15 protein-coding genes are annotated in these 17,441 nt (G+C 58.0%); 4 read left to right on the top strand and 11 right to left on the bottom strand.

The window, feature by feature from the left end; translation table 11 throughout:
* Positions 1 to 747 precede the first annotated feature (747 nt).
* Complete coding sequence (locus tag ALC15_RS46075) at positions 748 to 1,833, top strand: leucine-rich repeat domain-containing protein (RefSeq protein WP_244486036.1); 1,086 nt, start codon at positions 748 to 750, stop codon at positions 1,831 to 1,833.
* Positions 1,742 to 2,566: an NEL domain-containing protein gene (locus ALC15_RS46070; RefSeq protein ID WP_244486032.1), complete on the top strand. Its 825-nt coding sequence runs from the start codon at positions 1,742 to 1,744 to the stop codon at positions 2,564 to 2,566. The genes ALC15_RS46075 and ALC15_RS46070 overlap by 92 nt, the downstream gene beginning before the upstream one ends.
* Before the next feature lie 222 nt (positions 2,567 to 2,788).
* Here ALC15_RS46070 and ALC15_RS10960 read toward each other — a convergent pair whose 3' ends face one another.
* Together ALC15_RS10960 and ALC15_RS10955 are read right to left on the bottom strand one after the other, a co-directional pair.
* Complete coding sequence (locus tag ALC15_RS10960; protein WP_050627259.1) at positions 2,789 to 3,508, bottom strand: hypothetical protein; 720 nt, start codon at positions 3,506 to 3,508, stop codon at positions 2,789 to 2,791.
* Positions 3,509 to 3,568: 60 nt separating this feature from the next.
* A complete protein-coding gene (locus tag ALC15_RS10955) occupies positions 3,569 to 4,318 on the bottom strand; it encodes a P-loop NTPase family protein (protein WP_050402998.1) in 750 nt (249 codons plus the stop codon).
* Between the two features lie 885 nt (positions 4,319 to 5,203).
* Between ALC15_RS10955 and ALC15_RS46065 the strand changes: the two genes are divergently transcribed.
* Positions 5,204 to 5,596 (top strand): hypothetical protein, encoded by a 393-nt coding sequence (locus ALC15_RS46065; RefSeq protein ID WP_244486020.1) that lies wholly within the window; start codon positions 5,204 to 5,206, stop codon positions 5,594 to 5,596.
* A 942-nt stretch (positions 5,597 to 6,538) separates the two neighbouring features.
* Positions 6,539 to 6,724, top strand: a complete 186-nt coding sequence (locus ALC15_RS46060) for a hypothetical protein (RefSeq protein WP_083992230.1) — start codon at positions 6,539 to 6,541, stop codon at positions 6,722 to 6,724.
* A 333-nt stretch (positions 6,725 to 7,057) separates the two neighbouring features.
* Here the strand turns inward: ALC15_RS46060 and ALC15_RS10945 are convergent, their stop codons facing one another.
* The 9 genes from ALC15_RS10945 to ALC15_RS10915 form a co-directional block, all read right to left on the bottom strand.
* Positions 7,058 to 7,654, bottom strand: a complete 597-nt coding sequence (locus tag ALC15_RS10945; protein WP_050403059.1) for a tetratricopeptide repeat protein — start codon at positions 7,652 to 7,654, stop codon at positions 7,058 to 7,060.
* A gap of 17 nt (positions 7,655 to 7,671) precedes the next feature.
* The gene (gene sctV, locus ALC15_RS10940; protein ID WP_050627258.1) at positions 7,672 to 9,783 is read right to left on the bottom strand and encodes a type III secretion system export apparatus subunit SctV; all 2,112 of its coding nucleotides are present in this window, start codon (positions 9,781 to 9,783) and stop codon (positions 7,672 to 7,674) included.
* A gap of 8 nt (positions 9,784 to 9,791) precedes the next feature.
* Entirely contained in the window at positions 9,792 to 10,220 is a 429-nt protein-coding gene (sctY, locus tag ALC15_RS10935; RefSeq protein WP_050627257.1) for a type III secretion apparatus assembly chaperone SctY, read from the bottom strand.
* 2 nt (positions 10,221 to 10,222) lie between these two features.
* Complete coding sequence (locus ALC15_RS10930) at positions 10,223 to 10,762, bottom strand: hypothetical protein (protein ID WP_050403004.1); 540 nt, start codon at positions 10,760 to 10,762, stop codon at positions 10,223 to 10,225.
* A 33-nt stretch (positions 10,763 to 10,795) separates the two neighbouring features.
* Entirely contained in the window at positions 10,796 to 11,683 is an 888-nt protein-coding gene (locus ALC15_RS10925; protein WP_050403005.1) for a SctD/MshK family protein, read from the bottom strand.
* A 115-nt stretch (positions 11,684 to 11,798) separates the two neighbouring features.
* The gene (locus tag ALC15_RS41790; protein ID WP_050403006.1) at positions 11,799 to 12,032 is read right to left on the bottom strand and encodes a hypothetical protein; all 234 of its coding nucleotides are present in this window, start codon (positions 12,030 to 12,032) and stop codon (positions 11,799 to 11,801) included.
* A gap of 73 nt (positions 12,033 to 12,105) precedes the next feature.
* Positions 12,106 to 12,402: a hypothetical protein gene (locus tag ALC15_RS43255; RefSeq protein WP_128089486.1), complete on the bottom strand. Its 297-nt coding sequence runs from the start codon at positions 12,400 to 12,402 to the stop codon at positions 12,106 to 12,108.
* Positions 12,403 to 13,265: 863 nt separating this feature from the next.
* On the bottom strand, positions 13,266 to 15,071 hold the full coding sequence (locus ALC15_RS10920) for an HrpF/NolX family T3SS translocon protein (RefSeq protein WP_050627317.1): 1,806 nt from the start codon (positions 15,069 to 15,071) through the stop codon (positions 13,266 to 13,268).
* Between the two features lie 1,518 nt (positions 15,072 to 16,589).
* Complete coding sequence (locus ALC15_RS10915; RefSeq protein ID WP_050627256.1) at positions 16,590 to 17,261, bottom strand: secretin N-terminal domain-containing protein; 672 nt, start codon at positions 17,259 to 17,261, stop codon at positions 16,590 to 16,592.
* Positions 17,262 to 17,441 lie beyond the last annotated feature (180 nt).

The raw sequence follows: 17,441 nt of genomic DNA, 5'->3' as shown, positions 1-17,441 counted from the left end.
CCGCGAGCGGAATCACCGCTTGCTTGCCGCAAGCCGCGAAAGCGCCAGTTGAGTTTGAGGATCATGTCCGCGGTCGTTGATAGCTGGAGGCCAATCATTCAGGTCGGCTTTGCTGATTGGGTACGCGCCTTGGCCACTCGGTGACGAGCGAGCGCATTACGCGCAAAAATCTACTAGTGTTCGGCTCGTCGATCAACACAACGTCTCCCAGGAAGGGGTAGCGTCTCCCAGGAAGGGGTAGCCGACTTCGACCGCACAGGAGCGGCAACGTCGCCGTCCTGTCAGCATCACGCTGCCGGCGTGCCGCCGCTCGGACACCAAATTTACCGAGCAGGAAACTGTTTCGTTCCCGTCGGACGCTTTGCGGAGCGCTGCGCCAAAGCGTCGAGAGACATCGAAGGAATGTTGGGCGGCGCATTGATCATCGCTTCGAGGCTATCAGCTTGTCGTCAGCTATATCCCGTAGGCTGAATGTCCCGAATTGCTGCAAGGCCGGCTCGATGTGCTCAGGCATGGCAGGAAAGGGGAGATGGATTCCAGTATCAACCCGATCCGCGAGCGAGGCCCCTTGAGACTGGTCCTCGGTCGCCATCGATCGCAGAGTAATCGCACCGAGCCCTGCGTGGCGACCGCTTCGCGATGTGCTCTCGTCAGGCGATGAAGCGCATCCATAGCGGGGCTCTACCGGCTTCATGATACGCCGCCTCGGTGCATTCGCTTCCTTTAGCTACCGAAGAGACGACATCTGTGAATACCGAACAGCTTGGCGCTGGGACTCCTTCCGAAGCTTCCGATTGGGAAAGCTCCGAACCAGGGTCACCGGCCTCATCGCACTGGGACGAAGCCTCGACGGAAGCGCAGGCGTCTGCTGACTTGCCGGACCAGGTCTTGACGGATTGGGCTGCCGAAGACGGGCAGGGGCAGCATGAGGATCGGCAGCGGGTGGTAAGTCGAATGAGAGCCTGGAGGGGCACAGGCGATCTCAATGAGCCAATAGATCTGTCGTCCCTGTCACTGACCAACTTGGCGGCCCCGATCCCGGCCGGATTGCGCCGCCTGAATATCGACGACAATCAACTGAGCAGCCTTCCCGAAACTCCTCCGGCCAGTCTGCAGCGGCTCTGCGCGAACAATAATCGGCTGACCGCCCTGCCCGAGCTTCCGCCCGGTCTGCGACGGCTCTATGCCATTAGCAGCGGGCAGTCCAGCCTGCCCGCAGAGCTACCGCCTGGATTGCGGCGCCTGAATGTCGACAACAATCAGTTATCCAGTCTCCCCGATCGCCTTCCAGCGACGCTTCAGGAGCTGGACGTCTCGGGTAATCAGCTGACTCGTCTGCCCGAGCTTCCAGCCGGGCTCGAGCACCTGAATGTCGACTATAACCAGCTGACCGATTTGCCCGAGCCTCTTCCGGCCGGGCTTGAATGGCTTAGTGCCAGCCATAATCGGCTAACCAGTCTGCCCGAAACGTTTCCGGCCGAGCTGCTGTGGCTTGGCGCCAGCAACAACCAGCTAACCAGCGTGCCCGAGACTATGCTGACACAGCTAAGCCGAGACGCGAGTGTTGATCTGGAGAACAATCCTCTGTCCGACGCGGTGCAGGCCGGCCTGGCGACTGCCATGCATGCCGGAGACTATGCCGGCCCGCAGGTTTTCTTCTCGAACACATCAGGTGCGGTGCAAGTTGAGCCGGTCGCTGCAGGAGGTTGTTGCGCAATGGCTCGAGGGCGAGCCGGCAGCAATAACCACTTGGCAGGCCTTCGCCGAAGAGCCGGGTGCCTTAGATTATGCACGCTTTCTCGACAGGCTCCGCGGCACCGTGAACTATGGTAACGACGCGTTCCGGCACGCGGTCGTCGAAGATCTGCGGCAGGCAGTCATCAGGCCGAATTTACGCGAGCTGTATTTCGAACTAGCCTCCGGAGCGAGCGCGAGCTGCGAAGATCGCATCACTTTGACCTGGAACGGCATGCAGAGCGCACGCGTGAACGCGGATGTCGAGGACGGCGCCTATGACGGACGCCTTGGCGAACTGCTCCAGCACGGCCGCGTCATGTTTCGCTTGGAGGCCCTGGACCGAATCGCGCGCGAGACCGTCAACTCGCTTCGTCGAACCGATCCGGACACGGACGTCGATGAGATCGAGGTCTACCTTGCCTACCAAACCCAACTGCGTGATGCGCTGGAGCTGCGGCACATCGCTCCCGATATGCGCTTCATGAGCGTCTCTCACGTTACCGGGGACGATGTCGCCAGGGCCGAGACGGCAGTGCGGAACCAGGAAGCGACCGAATTTGCGCAGTTTCTGGCGACCCGATGGCAGCCATGGGAAAGTGTGCTAAGACGCATCGCGCCCGAAGACTATGCTGAGATGCAGGAACGGCTCGTCGATGCGATGGGCGAGCCGTTTCAAGCCCGCTTGGATCGGCGGCTGGCGGAGGATGGGTTGACAGGCGACGCCGATGCCGAGCGAGTGCTCGGCGCCCAGATACGCAACGAGATTGCCCGCGAGATCAAAGGCGCGGTCATGGACCGGGTGCTCGGGGAGCTCGGCTTCGAGCTATGAGCTCCTCCGCTGGCATCATCGATGCGTCTCGTCGCCCGCAAAGCCCAAGAGGGCAGTTGCCGGTCGCGCGATTGGGTGCGGGTGAGCTCAAAAAAAGTTCGCTTGATTGAACCCAATCCAGGCGGGGATTCGCACAGTGCATTTCATTTTGGCCAAAGCTATTGGCGGCCGGTCAAATGACTGCTCATAAGCTTAACGAATGGATGGCGAGTAGTCTCAGCCTCAAGTTGCCTTTGTGCAACGCAGGCTCTCGATGTTCGTCCCCCGCGATCGAGAGGATCTTCGCAGCATCAAACTCGATTCTAGATCGCGGAACATTGTGTAGTTCCGTCGTATCCACTGATGCAGCTCGGTGGACCAGTCCTTTTCGTCCCGTAGATATCCGGTGAAGGAAAAGCCAAGTCGGTCTATGTATCTCTTGAGAAATGGCGGCAGCGCGGAAATCCGGAGCACTCGCTCGCCATCCATGACTTCAGGTAATCCGCCGCGCAGCGCAAATTCATTGTGGACGGTGACCAGCGATGCTGGCGGAATCTGACGCCGCAGCATGTCATAACCGCGAAAGGAAATGCGGTCAGCGCCTGCGATGAAGAGAATGATAGGAGCGACATAGCGGCGCGCCGTCTCCTTTAAGAAGCCGATCTCCTCGCACATCTTGAAGAACTCGTCGAAGGCATGGAAGCCGAGATCGATCACCTTGGGTACCCGATCGTGGAAGATAAGCGGGTCCATCAGCTGCATCTTGCCGTAAGTGTCCGTCACATCCGCGGTCTCGGTTATCTTAGGGAGATAATCAAGCAGTGATGGCTCTTTTAGATTGACATCGAACGACAGGGCGGTGCCGTCTTTGAGCAGCAAGAACTCGCTCAGGACGCGAGCGATGAGGGTTTTTCCGACCTGCGGGCTAGGAGAGCAGATGATGTAGATAGGGGTTGCTAACATAGCCAGCAGATCAATCTCGTTTCGTATGTCGGCCTTCTCTTGGCCCGCAAGAATATGCGACTACTTCTCGCCACTCCGCGTCGCAGACTTGGCGCCGGCCAATTCCGTCAAGTTGATGCGATCAAACTCGCTCCAGACATTTGCAAGCCAGTGCCGGACATAACCGCGTAGCACGAAGGAGTTGTTCGCGGGCTCATCGTTGCGGCCCTTGTTTGCGACGAAATCTACGAACGGGACGGATGCGACTTCGACCTGCTCAAAGGCCATCTCGTTAAGTTTCGGGATGGTCAACTCGGTGGCCTGTTTGATGCGGTGAAAATAGGAGTTATAGGTCGACTGGTCCCACTGGAAGAACTGAGTGTCATTGATGAAGTTCTTGACCAGATAGTACTTTGCTCCGCTCATGAAGTTAGCGGTCTCCTCGATCTCGTCGAGCGAAGCGATAGACGATCCTAGAATGTGGAATACGGCAAACGTAACCTGGCCGGACCGCGCCGAATCCAGAAATCCGATGTCGCGCAAGGAGGCTAGCGCTGAGGACAGCAATCCGGCGCGAGCGTCGATGACGGTGACGGATAGCCCGGAGTTCAGGGTATCGAAAATCTTCATCTGGTCCGCGGTCGTCGTCATGTCGACGATCTCGGTGATCTCGGGATAAAAGCGCTTCAGCGTTCCCCGCGGAGACTCCGTATCGAAAGCGCGTGTTTGCACGTTGTTGACGCTGAAGTAGTCCAGCAGCGTTCGTGATACGGTCGTCTTGCCGACTCCTCCCTTGTCTGCACCCACCACAATCACAACTGGCTTCACCATTGAATTCTCCTGAGGCACTCGCTCTTGCCGCGCGCGAAGTGCGCAATCGGCGCGTCACTGCTTTGGGTGAGAACATGGCAGAAAGAAGAGTAATTGAATTTTTGACGCGAGAGCTCCTCAGGTTGATGAACGTTTTCAACATCGAGCAGAGTTGCGCGGTCTGACTGAGACGGCGGCGCACGCTGGGAGTAGTAAGTAATCGCTCCTGCTCGTGATTTACGTAAGGTTCGTGAGTAACCGGAAGGCCGGGCGTCGAAGGATCAACCGTGAGCCTGATGATCGTTGCGATAGCGTTCTATCTACCGATCGCTGGATCGTCATGAAGGACGTGAACCTTACGTAGCGTCAGCTTGTAGCATCGATGTAAACACGATTCAGGTGGTGCTGCACGGCCTGGAGAGCAGTCGCGGATCTAGCTCGTTCGACATAGGTTGGCCCGATCAAGTATCTCCAAACGCGTGACGACGTTTTCGCTCGATGCGTCTCGTCAGTTCGTAAATCCGCGACGACGCAAATCGCCCGGGCGCCGGTCCGATGCGTGACGGCAACTGCATCTATAGAGCTTGGGCAGACTTGTAGAAGATCGGGCGTTCCTGATGCGATCGCCGAAATGCGAAACGCTCGAACGCAAACGAAAAGCTGGAGTCGATTGGCGCAACGGAAATTGACGGGGAAGGGCGGCGACGTGGCGTCGACGCAAGTTTCGATAGGCTCGCTGTCAACATTCTGCTCTACACATTGCCTGGCGATATTTCTCATGGTCAGGATGCGAGAGTCGGCGAGCGTTCTCTAGAGTACGCTGCCGGCGAAGTAGTCGAGGACGAAGATGCCGGAATAGCGTAGGCGTTCGGTCGCGCGGATTGGATTGTTGATGATTGAGTCCACTTGGCCAATGCGGTGGGGGTATCGCGCACGGATAGCGTCGACGGCGTTCATCGAGTGAACCGCCTCGGCAGCAGGCACCTCCTTCAGTCAGTGATGAAACGTGTTGTTACCGAGGGCGTCATAGAAGGGTTTATCTGTCGCATAGGCACGGCAAGTGAACATCTCATCAAATGCAATCATAACCATGAGGAAGAATTCGTCCTTCAGGTGCTCAACGATTGGACCAAAATCGTGCGACCGAGCGTCCAATTTCTTCCGAAGATCTTTTTCGGACCCATTAGCGACGAGTTCAATGATGCCGATGAGGCGATCGGTGTGGCGTTCCTCGTCGATCGCCCAGGCATTGAAGAATGCCGCAGCTTCATCGCTAACGATGAGGTTTCGATCGGCTAACTCTTATTTAAGGTGCCGAGCGTCATATACCGTGCATAGGTCAGGCCACAATTTGTTCCAGCGCGCACAAATAGCCGACGGCTCAGCATTGAACATCCTTGACGTAAGAGAATTGAATAGTTCTTTTGGACTCCAGTGCCGCCGAACAGGCGTGATCATCTGAGTGCCCCAAATCGCGGTGCGAGCGCTCCAGCGTGCCATCGTAAATCGTGCGCTCGTACAGCAGTCTGCTGCAAACTACACGTACCGTCACCTGTATGCTTTGGCGAGTTGATTCTAGATCGGAGACGTCTGCCTTGGCCGAAGCGCCGCCCGGAAAGGCAGCAGGTACTTGTGGCCTAGGGCTGCAAATCGAAAACCAGACTCTCAATTGGAGGGGAAAGCTGATGCGCTGACGTCGAGAGTGCAGCCCCCGCGGGGCTGTCATGCTGACAGGTACGCTTAGTGTCCCGAGCTCCATCGAGCCGCTGGTTCGGGCTAGGGATCGGTCAGCCTGGACTGCGCAGAATTAGCCCTGTCGCGTGGCATGGGACCGAGGCTCGGACTGGCACCAAGGGATGTCAAACTGCGTCGGGGGCGATCCCAATCCTTGGCCTCATCAAGGGGTTGACAACGCGTTGGCCGCTTGTGACTTCACATTAGAAGCCAACCAGCATTGCAGGCCGCTTGATTGATGTGTAAGCCGAGAAGCGCGCTCGATCCTGTTCGTCATCTATGCTCTTGCCTGGCTGAGTTTGTTGCCGAGCAAACGCGGAGCAATGGCGACCTTGGCCGGCATCGCCGAGGCGCGCTTGATGGAAGACGTCCTCCTCAAAAAAGTTCTTCGGCTGTCAAGGCGGCAAGAATCTGCCAACCATTCACGCCTTTCGGCCTTGCCGCTAACGGATCAAAAACTGTTATGCAGCAAGTTCTCGCCTGGGACCGCAGGGGAAATATCTTCACATGATCGGACTGGCCGTTATGGAAAATGTGCGCCGCTATCGCGCGATTGCGTCTCTGTGCCGGCAGGCTGCCGCATTTCGGCCAATCCAAGGGGGCTCATTGCTCGCGCAAGCTGCAGATTGGGAAGACCGTGCAGTTGCGGAGCTTGAGAGATATTTTAATTGTTCGACTGCGTGTCCTCGTTGAAGTGGTCGGACGATTCAAGGATCCGCTGCCCGAGAATGGGTAAATTCAAGATATGGAATAGTGGCTGGATGACTTGGTTAGGCAGTCGTGTGAAAGATCGGTTTGAACCTATTGGCTTCTAATTGAGGGTAGAGGCCTGCTCCATCGAAGCGAGCGCGTGTCGGGCTCACGCCATCCAGCCAAGAGAGGGCACTCGGCTCTCGCGATTGTACACGATAAGGTTGGGCTCCTCGCGACAACATCGTTCGAAATCAAATGTGCCCTGTAATCTCTGCACGAGATCATTATCCAGCTGTCTGTCGGTCAGACGACCGACATGGTAGGCATTGCGATTTACCGCTGTTGGCTGTGAGATCTCGATCTGGCTAACGCGTGCTGGTCGCCAGTTTGCAACTCTTGATTGGAGTTTCGGCTGCCCGTCTTGCCTTCAAGTGCAGCCGACAGCTTGAGATTGTTGCGCAACATTGAACTTGTGGGCTCGATCGCGAGGCCTTGACGGTATAGCACTTGCGCCTCCTCGTGGCGCCCCTGTTGGTCGAGCACGACGCCCTTTGCATTCAATGCGCGCAGGTCGCCGGGGGCTGCCAATAGTACCTCATTGAGCACCTGAAGTGCCTGATCTGAGGAGTTTCGCGCCAACAAGGCCCGCGCAAGAGAAATTGCCGCATTGACGTTGTCCGGTCGTTGGTCCAGGGCCGCGCGTAGATTCTGCTCATCAGCATCAGTGAGAGCGCGCGAGATGCGGTCGCGCATGGCCGGATCAAACTCTCTGGCGTCTGCTAGGTCTGACGTGGACCACTGCTGGCGACGATCGGACAGGCTCGCGCAACCGGTGAGCATCATAATAGTGATGATCGCAGGCAGAATCGACCATGGGCCTGGACTAGCGAAGCACAAGCGCCGCCGACGTTTGGTTCCACTTGAATTCATGGCCTGCTCGTGCTGTCTCAACTCGCAGCGCTCAGGAGACCGCCCGGCGAAGGGCTCTTGTCCTTGGCAGGTGCTAGCTTCACGGATCCGATCGGCTGGACCGTGAAATCTGCGGCGAGGTCTTGATAAGAAAGGACAGGTAGGTCGATTCCGTTGCGGGTGAGAAAGCCGCGAACGAAACGTCGGATATCCATCGAACCCAGAATAACTGGCTGGTTTTGGCTGCGCGCGATGCTCGAATGGATCTGGCGAAATTGGGAGAGCAGCATTTCGCTTTGCCGGTCCTCCAAAACGAGGTACGGGCCGACGGCGGTCTCGCGCACGGCACCCCGCACGATATCCTCAGTCTCGCGCTCAACGATAAAGGCAGCCACAACGCGATGTGCGTTGGCATAGCGGTGACAGATCTGCCGCTTCAGAACAGAGCGCACATATTCGGTGAGCAGTACAGCGTTTTGCTCCCGTTCGCTCCATTCCGCAAGCGCTTCCAGAACCAAGCGGGTGTTCCGGATGGGGATGCCCTCGTCTAGCAGACGACGCAGGACATCCGCGATCCGAGGAATCGGTGTCGTGCGCAGCACCTCCTTCACGAGATCGGCATATTCCTGCTCCATCCGGCCAAGCAACTGGCGCGTTTCCTGAATGCCAACCAAGCGCTGTGCATAGCGCGTCAGCGTAGACCGGACGCGCAAGGCGATGATTTCGCTCGGTCCGTGATGCCCTATGCCGGCCGCCTTGAGAGCAGCCGCATGGCCCTGTTCGATCCAGATCCGATTCGTGTCTGGATCGGGCCAGAAAGGGATGCCGCTCAATTCGATGTTCGCCACATCGTCATCAAGCAAGAGCTTTGTCGGATCAATAGCGCCCTCTTCTACGGGCACGCCCTCGACGGCCACACTGAATTGCGATCGGGCCAGGTGGTTGGCGCTTTGAGCGGGAATTCGTGGAATTGTGATGCCCAGATCAGCTGAGACCAGTGCCGAAACCCGTGCGACGCACCGCCCGAGCTCCCCCACGTCCATTGCCTGCATGAGGTTCGGCGCCAGCAACAGCGTAATCGGGAGTGCTTCGGCCGGCACGGTTTGCTTCTGACTCTGCGTGGCCGCGGGAGCCGAACCGGTGGGACTGACGCCGGCCTCGGGAGCGGTCTTGCTCTCTGGCACGCCAACCTTGACAAAGCTGGCGGCGGAAAAGAGCGCGGCCAGTATGACAAAGGGGGGCAAAGGGAAGCCAGGAACGAGTCCCATCACAAGCAGGACACAGGCAGCCAGCCGGAGCGCTTGGGTGCTGGCCGTAAGCTGGTTGACGATATCAGCGCCGAGATTGAGTCTGGAAGGGCCGTTGACACGAGTGACAATGGTTGCGGCTGTAATTGACAGCAGCAGCGCTGGGATCTGCGAAATGAGCGCATCACCGATTGTCAGGATAGTGTATTGATGCATCGCCTCCTCAAGGGACATGCCCCTGGAGAGCGAGCCGATCGTGATGCCACCTAGCATGTTGATACAAATGACTACGAGTCCGGCGATGGCATCGCCCTTCACGAATTTCATGGCGCCGTCCATTGCGCCGTGAAGCTGGCTTTCCCGCTCCAGCACGCCGCGCCGGCTGCGGGCTTCATGCTGGTCGATATGGCCGTTGCGCAGTTCCGCGTCGATCGCCATTTGCTTGCCCGGGAGCGCATCAAGCGTGAAGCGCGCCGACACCTCTGCCACTCGTTCGGCGCCCTTGGCGAGAACCATGAATTGCACCATGGTTACGATCAGGAATATGACAATGCCGACGGCGATGTTGCCGGATATGACGAAATCGCCGAACGTATGGATGATGCTGCCGGCGTCACCCTCGGACAGGATCAGCCGCGTCGTTGCAACGGTAAGGGCGAGGCGAAAAACTGTGGATATCAGGATGACGCCCGGCAGCGACGAAAAGTCGAGTGGCGTGTTGAGATACAGGGCGACCATCAGCAGCAATATGGCAAAGCCCAGATTGAAGCCGATCAGCATATCGATCACGACGATCGGGATCGGCATGATCATCATTCCGATCGCTAGAAGAAGCATCAGCGCGACCATCAAATCCGGGTGCGCGGGCGCGCGCGTGATGAGATTTCGTAAAACGTTGGCCATGAAAAGCCTTATTGTTGCCTAGCTGCAGCAGTGTTGCCCCGCAATGAGACATAACGCTTGAAGGTGGCCTGCGCTTCGGTCATGCGGCCGGCGTGGCGTAGGGCGTGGCTGCGCATTAGCATCAAGGGCATAGATGAGGATGGCTCGTCATCTAGTTGGTCAAGCCGATCCAATACCGACAGTGCTTCGTCACCGCGACGCTCCGAGATGAGAGCATAGGCCAGGATCCGCAGCAGGCCGATGTCTCGAGACTGTTCGTGAGCAACCAGCCGCAACAGAGCCAGGCTCTTTGCGCTTTGCCCGCACGATAGATAAATATAAGAAAGCACGCAGAGCAAATCTCGCTCCGGACCAGTGACCAGCTCGAGAGCATCGGCTTCGGAAACGTTTGGCGGCTGTGTAGATGCGGCGTATTGCAATTTGTCTGGATCGGCCATCGCTAGCCTTTGATCAAGCCGTTGTGGCTCTGCCGGAGCAAGATTAGCCGCTGCAGCTCCAGCTGCAGAAGGGCGGCTCCTTCACGTGCCACCAAGTCCTCCGGGGCAGCAGATAGCGTATTGGCTAAACGCTCCAAAAGAGGGCCGTGTTGTTCGGGACGCAGAACGTGCGAATGACGTAGGCGCGGCGTCACGAACGAGAGCAGGCTATGCGCGAGATTAGGCCCGTTAAGCCAAGCGAGTTCCGAGCCTGGCTCAATCTGACCTGGCTTGGCGCGAGCCTCGTCGAGATTGACGCGCGAAATCGCATTGATCGAGCTGAGTTCGAGCGCGCTATCGATCGTGGCTTCAACCAAGTGATCCGGCGCCTCACTATGCCGGCGAAGTGCGCTGCGGCTCTTGTCATCATTGCCACGCGTCCGGTCAATCCCGATGGACCTTGCTCGAGAACTGCCCGGCGTGATGCCAGATGCATGATGATCAACGTTTGGTCCCTGAAAAGAGGTGCCAGACTCGACGGGATTCGGGGGCAGCCTAGTCATGGCAGTTTGCTTCCTTACCTGCGTCCTGAAAGGCTAATAGGACAGAGCGGCAAGCCGGCCATTCCGGCTCAGCAACACACGCCCTTCCTCAATTCCGTTGACGGTCCATCCATTGCTCAAAAGCGCGCCCACAAAGTATTTTTGACCAGCAATGACGATATAAGGGTCGCTGCCGCGCCACACAGCCTGGATCCCAATCGCAGAGGGTGTCTTCTCATCCTTGACGACGACTGCATTGACGAGCGTATAAGCGCCGTTGCTATCGCGATCCAACCGTTGCTGGATGTTCTGCCAAGTGGCAAGTCCAGCGGGCGTAACGCTGCCGTCGGCGGTGACAACGCCGGGCGCGGAGCCAACTTTGATGCCGACAAGGCCTGCTCTGTCAACTTCCTCTTGTAGCAGCTCCGCAGTTGTATCGGTGGCCGGAGCATCAGGAGCGCTGAGCGCCAGCTTGGGTGAAACGTCCGCGGCAGGAGGCGAACTTGGCACTGCAGCCGTGTCGGTCTGGACAAAACTGGTCGAGAATGTGCCAACCGCGGCAAAGCTGATAACGACCATGGCGAGTCCGGCGAGCGATACACGCCGACGATCGATAGAGCCAGCTTTTTCGAGACCCTCGATAGACCACCGGATCGACATTTCTCCGGCATGAAGGACGGCAGGAAGAGGGACAATGATGGGCGTGTTTGGCAAAACAGTCTCACGCCCCTCGACACGAACGTCGCTCGCCAATGCCTCGATCTCGATCGAGTTGAAATGCGGCGTGACACGAAGATGGTGCGGCTCGAGGCCTTGCTCGACAAAGATTAAATCAGCATCGAAGCTGCTGCCGATCAGACACGATCCGACCCCCACTGTGCCTGTCAGCCCAGAATAGCACCCCAGCAGCACTTCGAAGCGCTGGCAATGTGGTTCATTCACGGTCGCTCTCCTGAACAGCGAACGGAACCGTACGGCAGAACCGTACGGCCCGTTGCGACTTCACGGACTAGGCAGCCCGGGAAACTGGGCGACGTACATCGCCCCGCCTCATCCCTTACTGCACCCGCTCGTCGGCTACTTTCTTGACGGTCGAGAGCTCGGTCGAGACGACGCGAAGTTCCACATCCCTCTCAGTAGCCTTAGTGCTTTGGGCAGTCAGAGCGGCCATTTGCCGGTTGAATGCCGCCTCGCCGGCAACTTCAGCCGCCGTGGAGCCAGCGGCAGCAGTAGCGGTGCCAATTGCACCACCTGCCGTCGAGGTATGAGACGCACCAACGCCATTACTCATAATAGTTCTCCTGTGTGCTCGAATTTCGCCGCAACGTGCGGCTCTTATTTTCCTGATGCCGCAACATGCGACGTCAGGAATCCTCTTCTGTTTCGGCCATGACGTCGTGGAAACGACTCATTGCACTATTTGCAATCTGTAGAGCAGCAGCTCCGAGAGCGACGTTGAATGCTTGCTGCATAGCGGCTTCTCGTGAGGTTCCGCTTGGAGTGGACGCGCCGCCGTTTACGGGAATGTTCGCGTCTGGCGATCGGCCATGATCATCGCGCTCGTCAGGTTTATGAGATCCGTTTTTGCCGCTGCTTTTGCCGCCAGCCGCATGGAGGTCGGCATCAACGTGCCCAGTGGGGCTGGAGCTTGTAACGCGCATCGGGTTCTCCTATGTCAATTCAATTGTGCCAATGGAGGCAGTCTCCGCCCACCAATGTGCAAACGTTAGCTTTCGAGAAGCTGACGAGGTCTATAAAATGCAATGGGCCGATGCTGGATCTGCGAAAGCTGCAGATCAGATGGTATGTACCAGGACAAACCTTCGTTTGTAGAGCTCGATCGCGTCGGATCGCTGCTCATCAAGTCGAAAGCTTCAGCAGGCGGATGTTAACGCGACTATTAATAGATCGCGTTTTGAAGTCGACTGCGCTGCAGTCCCGGGCTGACGTCGCTTTCGATGCCCGCGGGGCCTTTCGACAATTTTCTTGCGGCCGGGCGCAGCGGGACGGAGCTTGACCTGGTTTGGAGCGGGGTAGAAAGCGAGATTGACGGCGAGTCAGCGGTCAAGGATGATCCCTCGGTCCTGGAGGGCTCATGAAGGATCCGTCAATCGGGGTCCGCCTTCACGAGAGCGAACAGCAGCCTGCCGCTCGAAAAGGGGTCCTTCGCCCTGGCGCTCTGCGATCAGCATGCTCCTGATCCTTGCGCAAGCCGGCAGGCTCCGCACTTCTGACCGGTTCTGTCGCGCGGCTTTAATGCATCGACCTTCTTGCTGGGCTGCATTTGCAGCCGATTGACCTTCGTAGCGGCAGACTGGATTTGAGGTCGGCCCTCGCGCGATCGGGCGCGGCCTACATAAATTGTGAGCAGTGAAGAGCGAGCAAGTTCCTCGGATCCGGCGCGCGGCATCGAGGATGGTAGAGCTTGCGCGACCGACTGCTCGACAGGGAGACCCGACCGCGCGTAAGCCGCACAAGCTCGACCAGCGTTTTCAGCCTTATTTTGACGGATAGTGTGATCCGACTAGGCGTTAGCGCCCGCAGCTTGCATGCGCTCGGACTCGATGCGAGCCTTCAAGTTGTTCAGGTAGTCCTCCGCGTAGGACTGGGCTACCGAAACCGGGAGGTTGACCCCCGCCGTGGCCGCTTCTTGAATTGCCTGCTTCACCAAGCCTTCTCGCATTGCCAATTTGACCTCAGGGCCGCCGATGCAGCCTACCGCCTGTGCCGCAAGGCCCAGGCCGGCTTCTTCGAGCGCTTGCTTTATGTTGCCACCGCTGATGGCGGTGTGAAGAAGATTTGCAGCTTGCGCTTCGGCTTCGAGCACCATTGACGCCAGATCGGCCAATTCGCCCAAGCCTGGAATGAAGCTAAGCACACCGACCGCTGTCGCAGCCCAGTCGAGTACCTTAGAGCCAACCTTGAGCACGTCATTGATTGCGTGCATGAAGGCGCCACCGTTCTTTTTGGGAGACTTGACGTCGGGTTGGTCTGCCACGCCCATCGTCATGTCCGCGACCGCGTCCTTGTCGGCGGCCGTTTGGGCGGTATGCGTCTTCACATGTTGAACGGTGCGGTTCGCACAGGACATGTTGTTGAAGAACTGGTTGAAGTCGCTCTTGCTGATATTACCGGAATCGACCGTATGGCCGCCGCCGAAGTCGAAGAACTTGTGGTGGGTTTTGTAGCCCGTAATCGCGTTGTTCATCAACCCGAACAGCACAGGGTCGGACAGCAGCTGGGATGCGGCCTTTCGCACCTCGGGCGCGAGGCTCTTGTCGTCGGCCATGCTCGCCAGCTTTTCCCGCGTCAGGTCGCCCTTCCCGAAAAAGGCGCTTTGGTTCTTGCTGATCGTGTCGAGCGTATCGAGCTCGGCTTTTGTGAGATTCACCGATGATGAAGCAACCTGCAGGAAGTCCTCTTTGTGGACCTTGTCTATCGAGCCGCCATACAACTGCTTCCATTCATTCGGATGGTCGAGGAAGTATTGAGCAGCCGCGAGAACCTGCGGCGGGCATTTGCCCGTCTTGGCTTCGCCGTCGACGATCTGCTTGAAATCCGAAAGGCTTAGGTTCTTGGGCAGGTTGTCGGAATAGCGATAGAGCTCGCGCAATGCATCGGTCAGCATCATAACCGATGGCTCGCCATTGCCGCTGCCGTCGGAGGGGATATAGTTTTGCGTATAGTTCTTTGCCCGCTGCTCCTGGAACTCAGCAACTTGCGGGTGGTGATCGGAGAAGCCGGAGAGATCACCCGCTTTGATCTTACCGCCGCAGCGGCCGTCGCCTTGCGAACCTATCGCGTAGAAGAGCTCGGGGTCTCGCTGCAGTGCCTCGATCGCCGCCTTTAGATCCGGCGGTGTGGAGGGATCGTTGGCCAAATCTCCCAGAGATTTCCAATCCAGCGGGCATTTGTCCTTGTGTCGGATCAGCACCGACACAATCTGCAGCTCGGCCTCAGTCGGGGTGCCGCTGTTCCACGTGAGTCTGGAGCTTTGTACGGGGGCTTCTGCAATCTTTGGGGCGCTCGCAGCGGAGGAGGCTTCCTCAGAGGACGGCTCGGGGGTCTCCTGACATGCGTCCAGTGCGGCCTTAATCTCCGGCGGGATGATGTTCCGCACCTCTTGCGTGAGTTCCTCCGTCAGTTGCTTGGCCGAGTCCTCGGTCGCCGGACCCTGTGGTGGGGAATGCTCGTCAGTCGTGCCCTTCAACGACAAACTGACCAGCACCGCCTCGAAGCTTGAAAAGTCACGCGCCGGCGAGGGCCCGGAAGCTAGCCCCGACAAAGCCAAATTCGAGCTGGTGGTTAGCGGCAGATTGTTGACTGACATCATACGTCCTCTGATTTGAGATCGCACCACAAGCTGGCCATGTGGCGCAGCCTGAGATCGCGGCGAACAACGAGCAAGCAATGTCAATAGCGCTCAACGGCTCCTACCGCTTGCTTCCGATTGCACAGCGCTCCCAGCGCTCAGTTTGGCTACAATCTATAGGCATATCGCCGTCTAGATATTCACGCCGTATGGTAGGAGCGATTAGCTTTCGAGAAGCTGACGGCGCTCAAATGATTTCACAATGAGTTGCGAAATGGCGTCGCTCAAGGCGACGACGTGTCCTCAATTCAGCATCAGCTTGCATGGGTGCTCGGTCGCTCGCCTCTGCGACAGCCAGGTCAACGAGTCTGCCGCTCTTCGCAGGACTCGCGTGTGCTGATTGATGCAACACATCCCCGCTTCCGCAGCATCGCTCGGCAACTCACCAGCGCTCAGCCAGCTCGCGCCTGTGTGTCAAAAAAATGTGTTGGCATCTGCCCGATCGGGACGATGCAGCATGATCGGATCAGATTGCCGGGGTGGACGCACGAATTGATCCATCGCCCAAAAGTTGAGCGGCGCATGGTACTGCGGACGCCTCGGATCTCGGATGCTTGGTCACCTGGCGAGTGTTCGTCCGAACCAGCAGGCTCAAAGGCGGCGTCCAGCGACGGTTCGAGACGAATGAGCCCTTCTGCTCGCCATTGCGCGGTGTGAGGCACACACCAGGATGGTGAACGTTGTACTCCGGACATTTCTGCTCGGCATGACGTCACGGCCTCTCAGCATCTCGATCTGAGCAGGCGTAGCTGTTTGGCCGATGAAGACGGGTTGTCCCTGGCGAAATATCCGTTCGCCATGACGAAATCGCCAAGTTCCGGCGGCGCGCCGCGTGCAGGCAACGCGGGTCCCGCTTGGACCGGTCCTGGGTGAGGCGACCCCACTCGTAGGAGTCCAGGCGCAAGATCTTACCAAACAGGGTCGTTGCCGAAATCGGAGGCTTCCGCGCGATCTTGAGCGGCCGCTTGTTGGGAATTGGACCGCTCGCGGTCGATCAATGACGGCTCGCAGCGCGATGATTGGCCTCCCAGCTCCTGCCAAATCAGGTCCTGGTTGTATTCGGCATCTCATGCAACGCCATCAGCTCACGCTCAAACTCACTTCGATCGGCGGGCGATGAGGCCGAGTGGGGGTGGTGGGCTCTTGTCTGCTCCGCTTAGCGCATTGAAGTCCATCCTGTTTCTCCTTTTGCACAACAAAACGGCTCTCAACCGACGCGACGAAGTCCATGACGGACTTCGTAGAGCATCTCAAAGGCTTCGCATGAAGCGCTAAGGCTGCAAAGCAGGTCACGGATACTGCTTGCCCGGATCCGGCTCGCGCATCCCGTGGTGCGGGCCCGGACGTTTATTGCCTGGCCTGCGGCATCGCCGCTGGACGGCCGCCCTCTAATCATAACAGCACCGGCTTTCGAAAAGCTGACAGAGGGCATAAGTAGAAATTAGACCTCTTCCCAACCTGTCTGTTATCATCCGTTCATTTCTTACCGGTATCAGGTGCGTGAACCGCGCCGTCTTGATGTGATAGTGCGGGCGAAGGAACGTCATTGGGGCGTCCTTCGCGAACGACCACGCTGGAAGATCCGCGAAATAGCATCAAAACCGACTCATGCGGTGGCTGTTCGGCTCCATGCGGGTTTCGTCGCGCTTGTGCCTCCGCCACCAGTCCTTTGAGTGTCTGCTCCACAAGCGCGATAAAGCGAGGCGGACCGGACGCGAAGACGAGGCCATCTCCCGGTACGGCTCTCACGAGGTAGCGGTCGTCCGAGATGTTGAGTGCGTCGAGCGCTGCCTTGAATGCGTCAAAGCTGATCGGACTCAAGACCAGAAGGCGGCTTTGCACCTCATGCGCGTCAGATACGTAGAGCACCAGCCCATCGTAGTACCACTGAAGATTGTAGAGATTGGTCAACCGTTCGAGGAACTCGCGCGGTGGGAGATCCGGCATTCGCCCGCGAATTCGTCCCTTCACCCCGGTGCTGATATCGACTCTGATATTGAGGTTGTTGCCGAACTCCTGCAGCGCGGCCGCGAGGTCCTGATCCAGCACTGTGTAACTATACGGCGTCGACGGCAACGCCAGCGGGGCGCCGAGCGCCTTGATGGCGCCCAAGCAAATGAAAACACCAACATAGAGAACTTTCTTCAAGATATGCAGCCTTGTAGACGAGATGAGCAGTTCTGCGATTTTCTTCTACTTGAGACTAAGCACTGGAATTCGTCCCAAAATTTGGAGGCCGACGCTTCGCCGGAAATTGGAGGCCAACCGTGATCATTCGATGACAGGTGCTCGTCAGCTTTTGGTCAGCTTGCCTCTCTAGGGTGCCAG

This window comes from Bradyrhizobium viridifuturi, assembly GCF_001238275.1.
Classification (GTDB): domain Bacteria; phylum Pseudomonadota; class Alphaproteobacteria; order Rhizobiales; family Xanthobacteraceae; genus Bradyrhizobium; species Bradyrhizobium viridifuturi.
The sequence above is the reverse complement of the archived record's forward strand: the minus strand, read 5'-3'. Positions and strand labels throughout refer to the sequence as shown.

What these genes read in the sequence shown, in the direction of transcription:
- ALC15_RS46060 (WP_083992230.1), top strand. Translation starts at nt 6,539, where the DNA reads ATGATCGGACTGGCCGTTATGGAAAATGTGCGCCGCTATCGCGCGATT.
- sctV (WP_050627258.1), bottom strand. Translation starts at nt 9,783, where the DNA reads ATGGCCAACGTTTTACGAAATCTCATCACGCGCGCGCCCGCGCACCCG.
- ALC15_RS10945 (WP_050403059.1), bottom strand. Translation starts at nt 7,654, where the DNA reads ATGAATTCAAGTGGAACCAAACGTCGGCGGCGCTTGTGCTTCGCTAGT.
- ALC15_RS10960 (WP_050627259.1), bottom strand. Translation starts at nt 3,508, where the DNA reads ATGTTAGCAACCCCTATCTACATCATCTGCTCTCCTAGCCCGCAGGTC.
- ALC15_RS43255 (WP_128089486.1), bottom strand. Translation starts at nt 12,402, where the DNA reads ATGCGCGTTACAAGCTCCAGCCCCACTGGGCACGTTGATGCCGACCTC.
- ALC15_RS10920 (WP_050627317.1), bottom strand. Translation starts at nt 15,071, where the DNA reads ATGTCAGTCAACAATCTGCCGCTAACCACCAGCTCGAATTTGGCTTTG.
- sctY (WP_050627257.1), bottom strand. Translation starts at nt 10,220, where the DNA reads ATGGCCGATCCAGACAAATTGCAATACGCCGCATCTACACAGCCGCCA.
- ALC15_RS10930 (WP_050403004.1), bottom strand. Translation starts at nt 10,762, where the DNA reads ATGACTAGGCTGCCCCCGAATCCCGTCGAGTCTGGCACCTCTTTTCAG.
- ALC15_RS10955 (WP_050402998.1), bottom strand. Translation starts at nt 4,318, where the DNA reads ATGGTGAAGCCAGTTGTGATTGTGGTGGGTGCAGACAAGGGAGGAGTC.
- ALC15_RS41790 (WP_050403006.1), bottom strand. Translation starts at nt 12,032, where the DNA reads ATGAGTAATGGCGTTGGTGCGTCTCATACCTCGACGGCAGGTGGTGCA.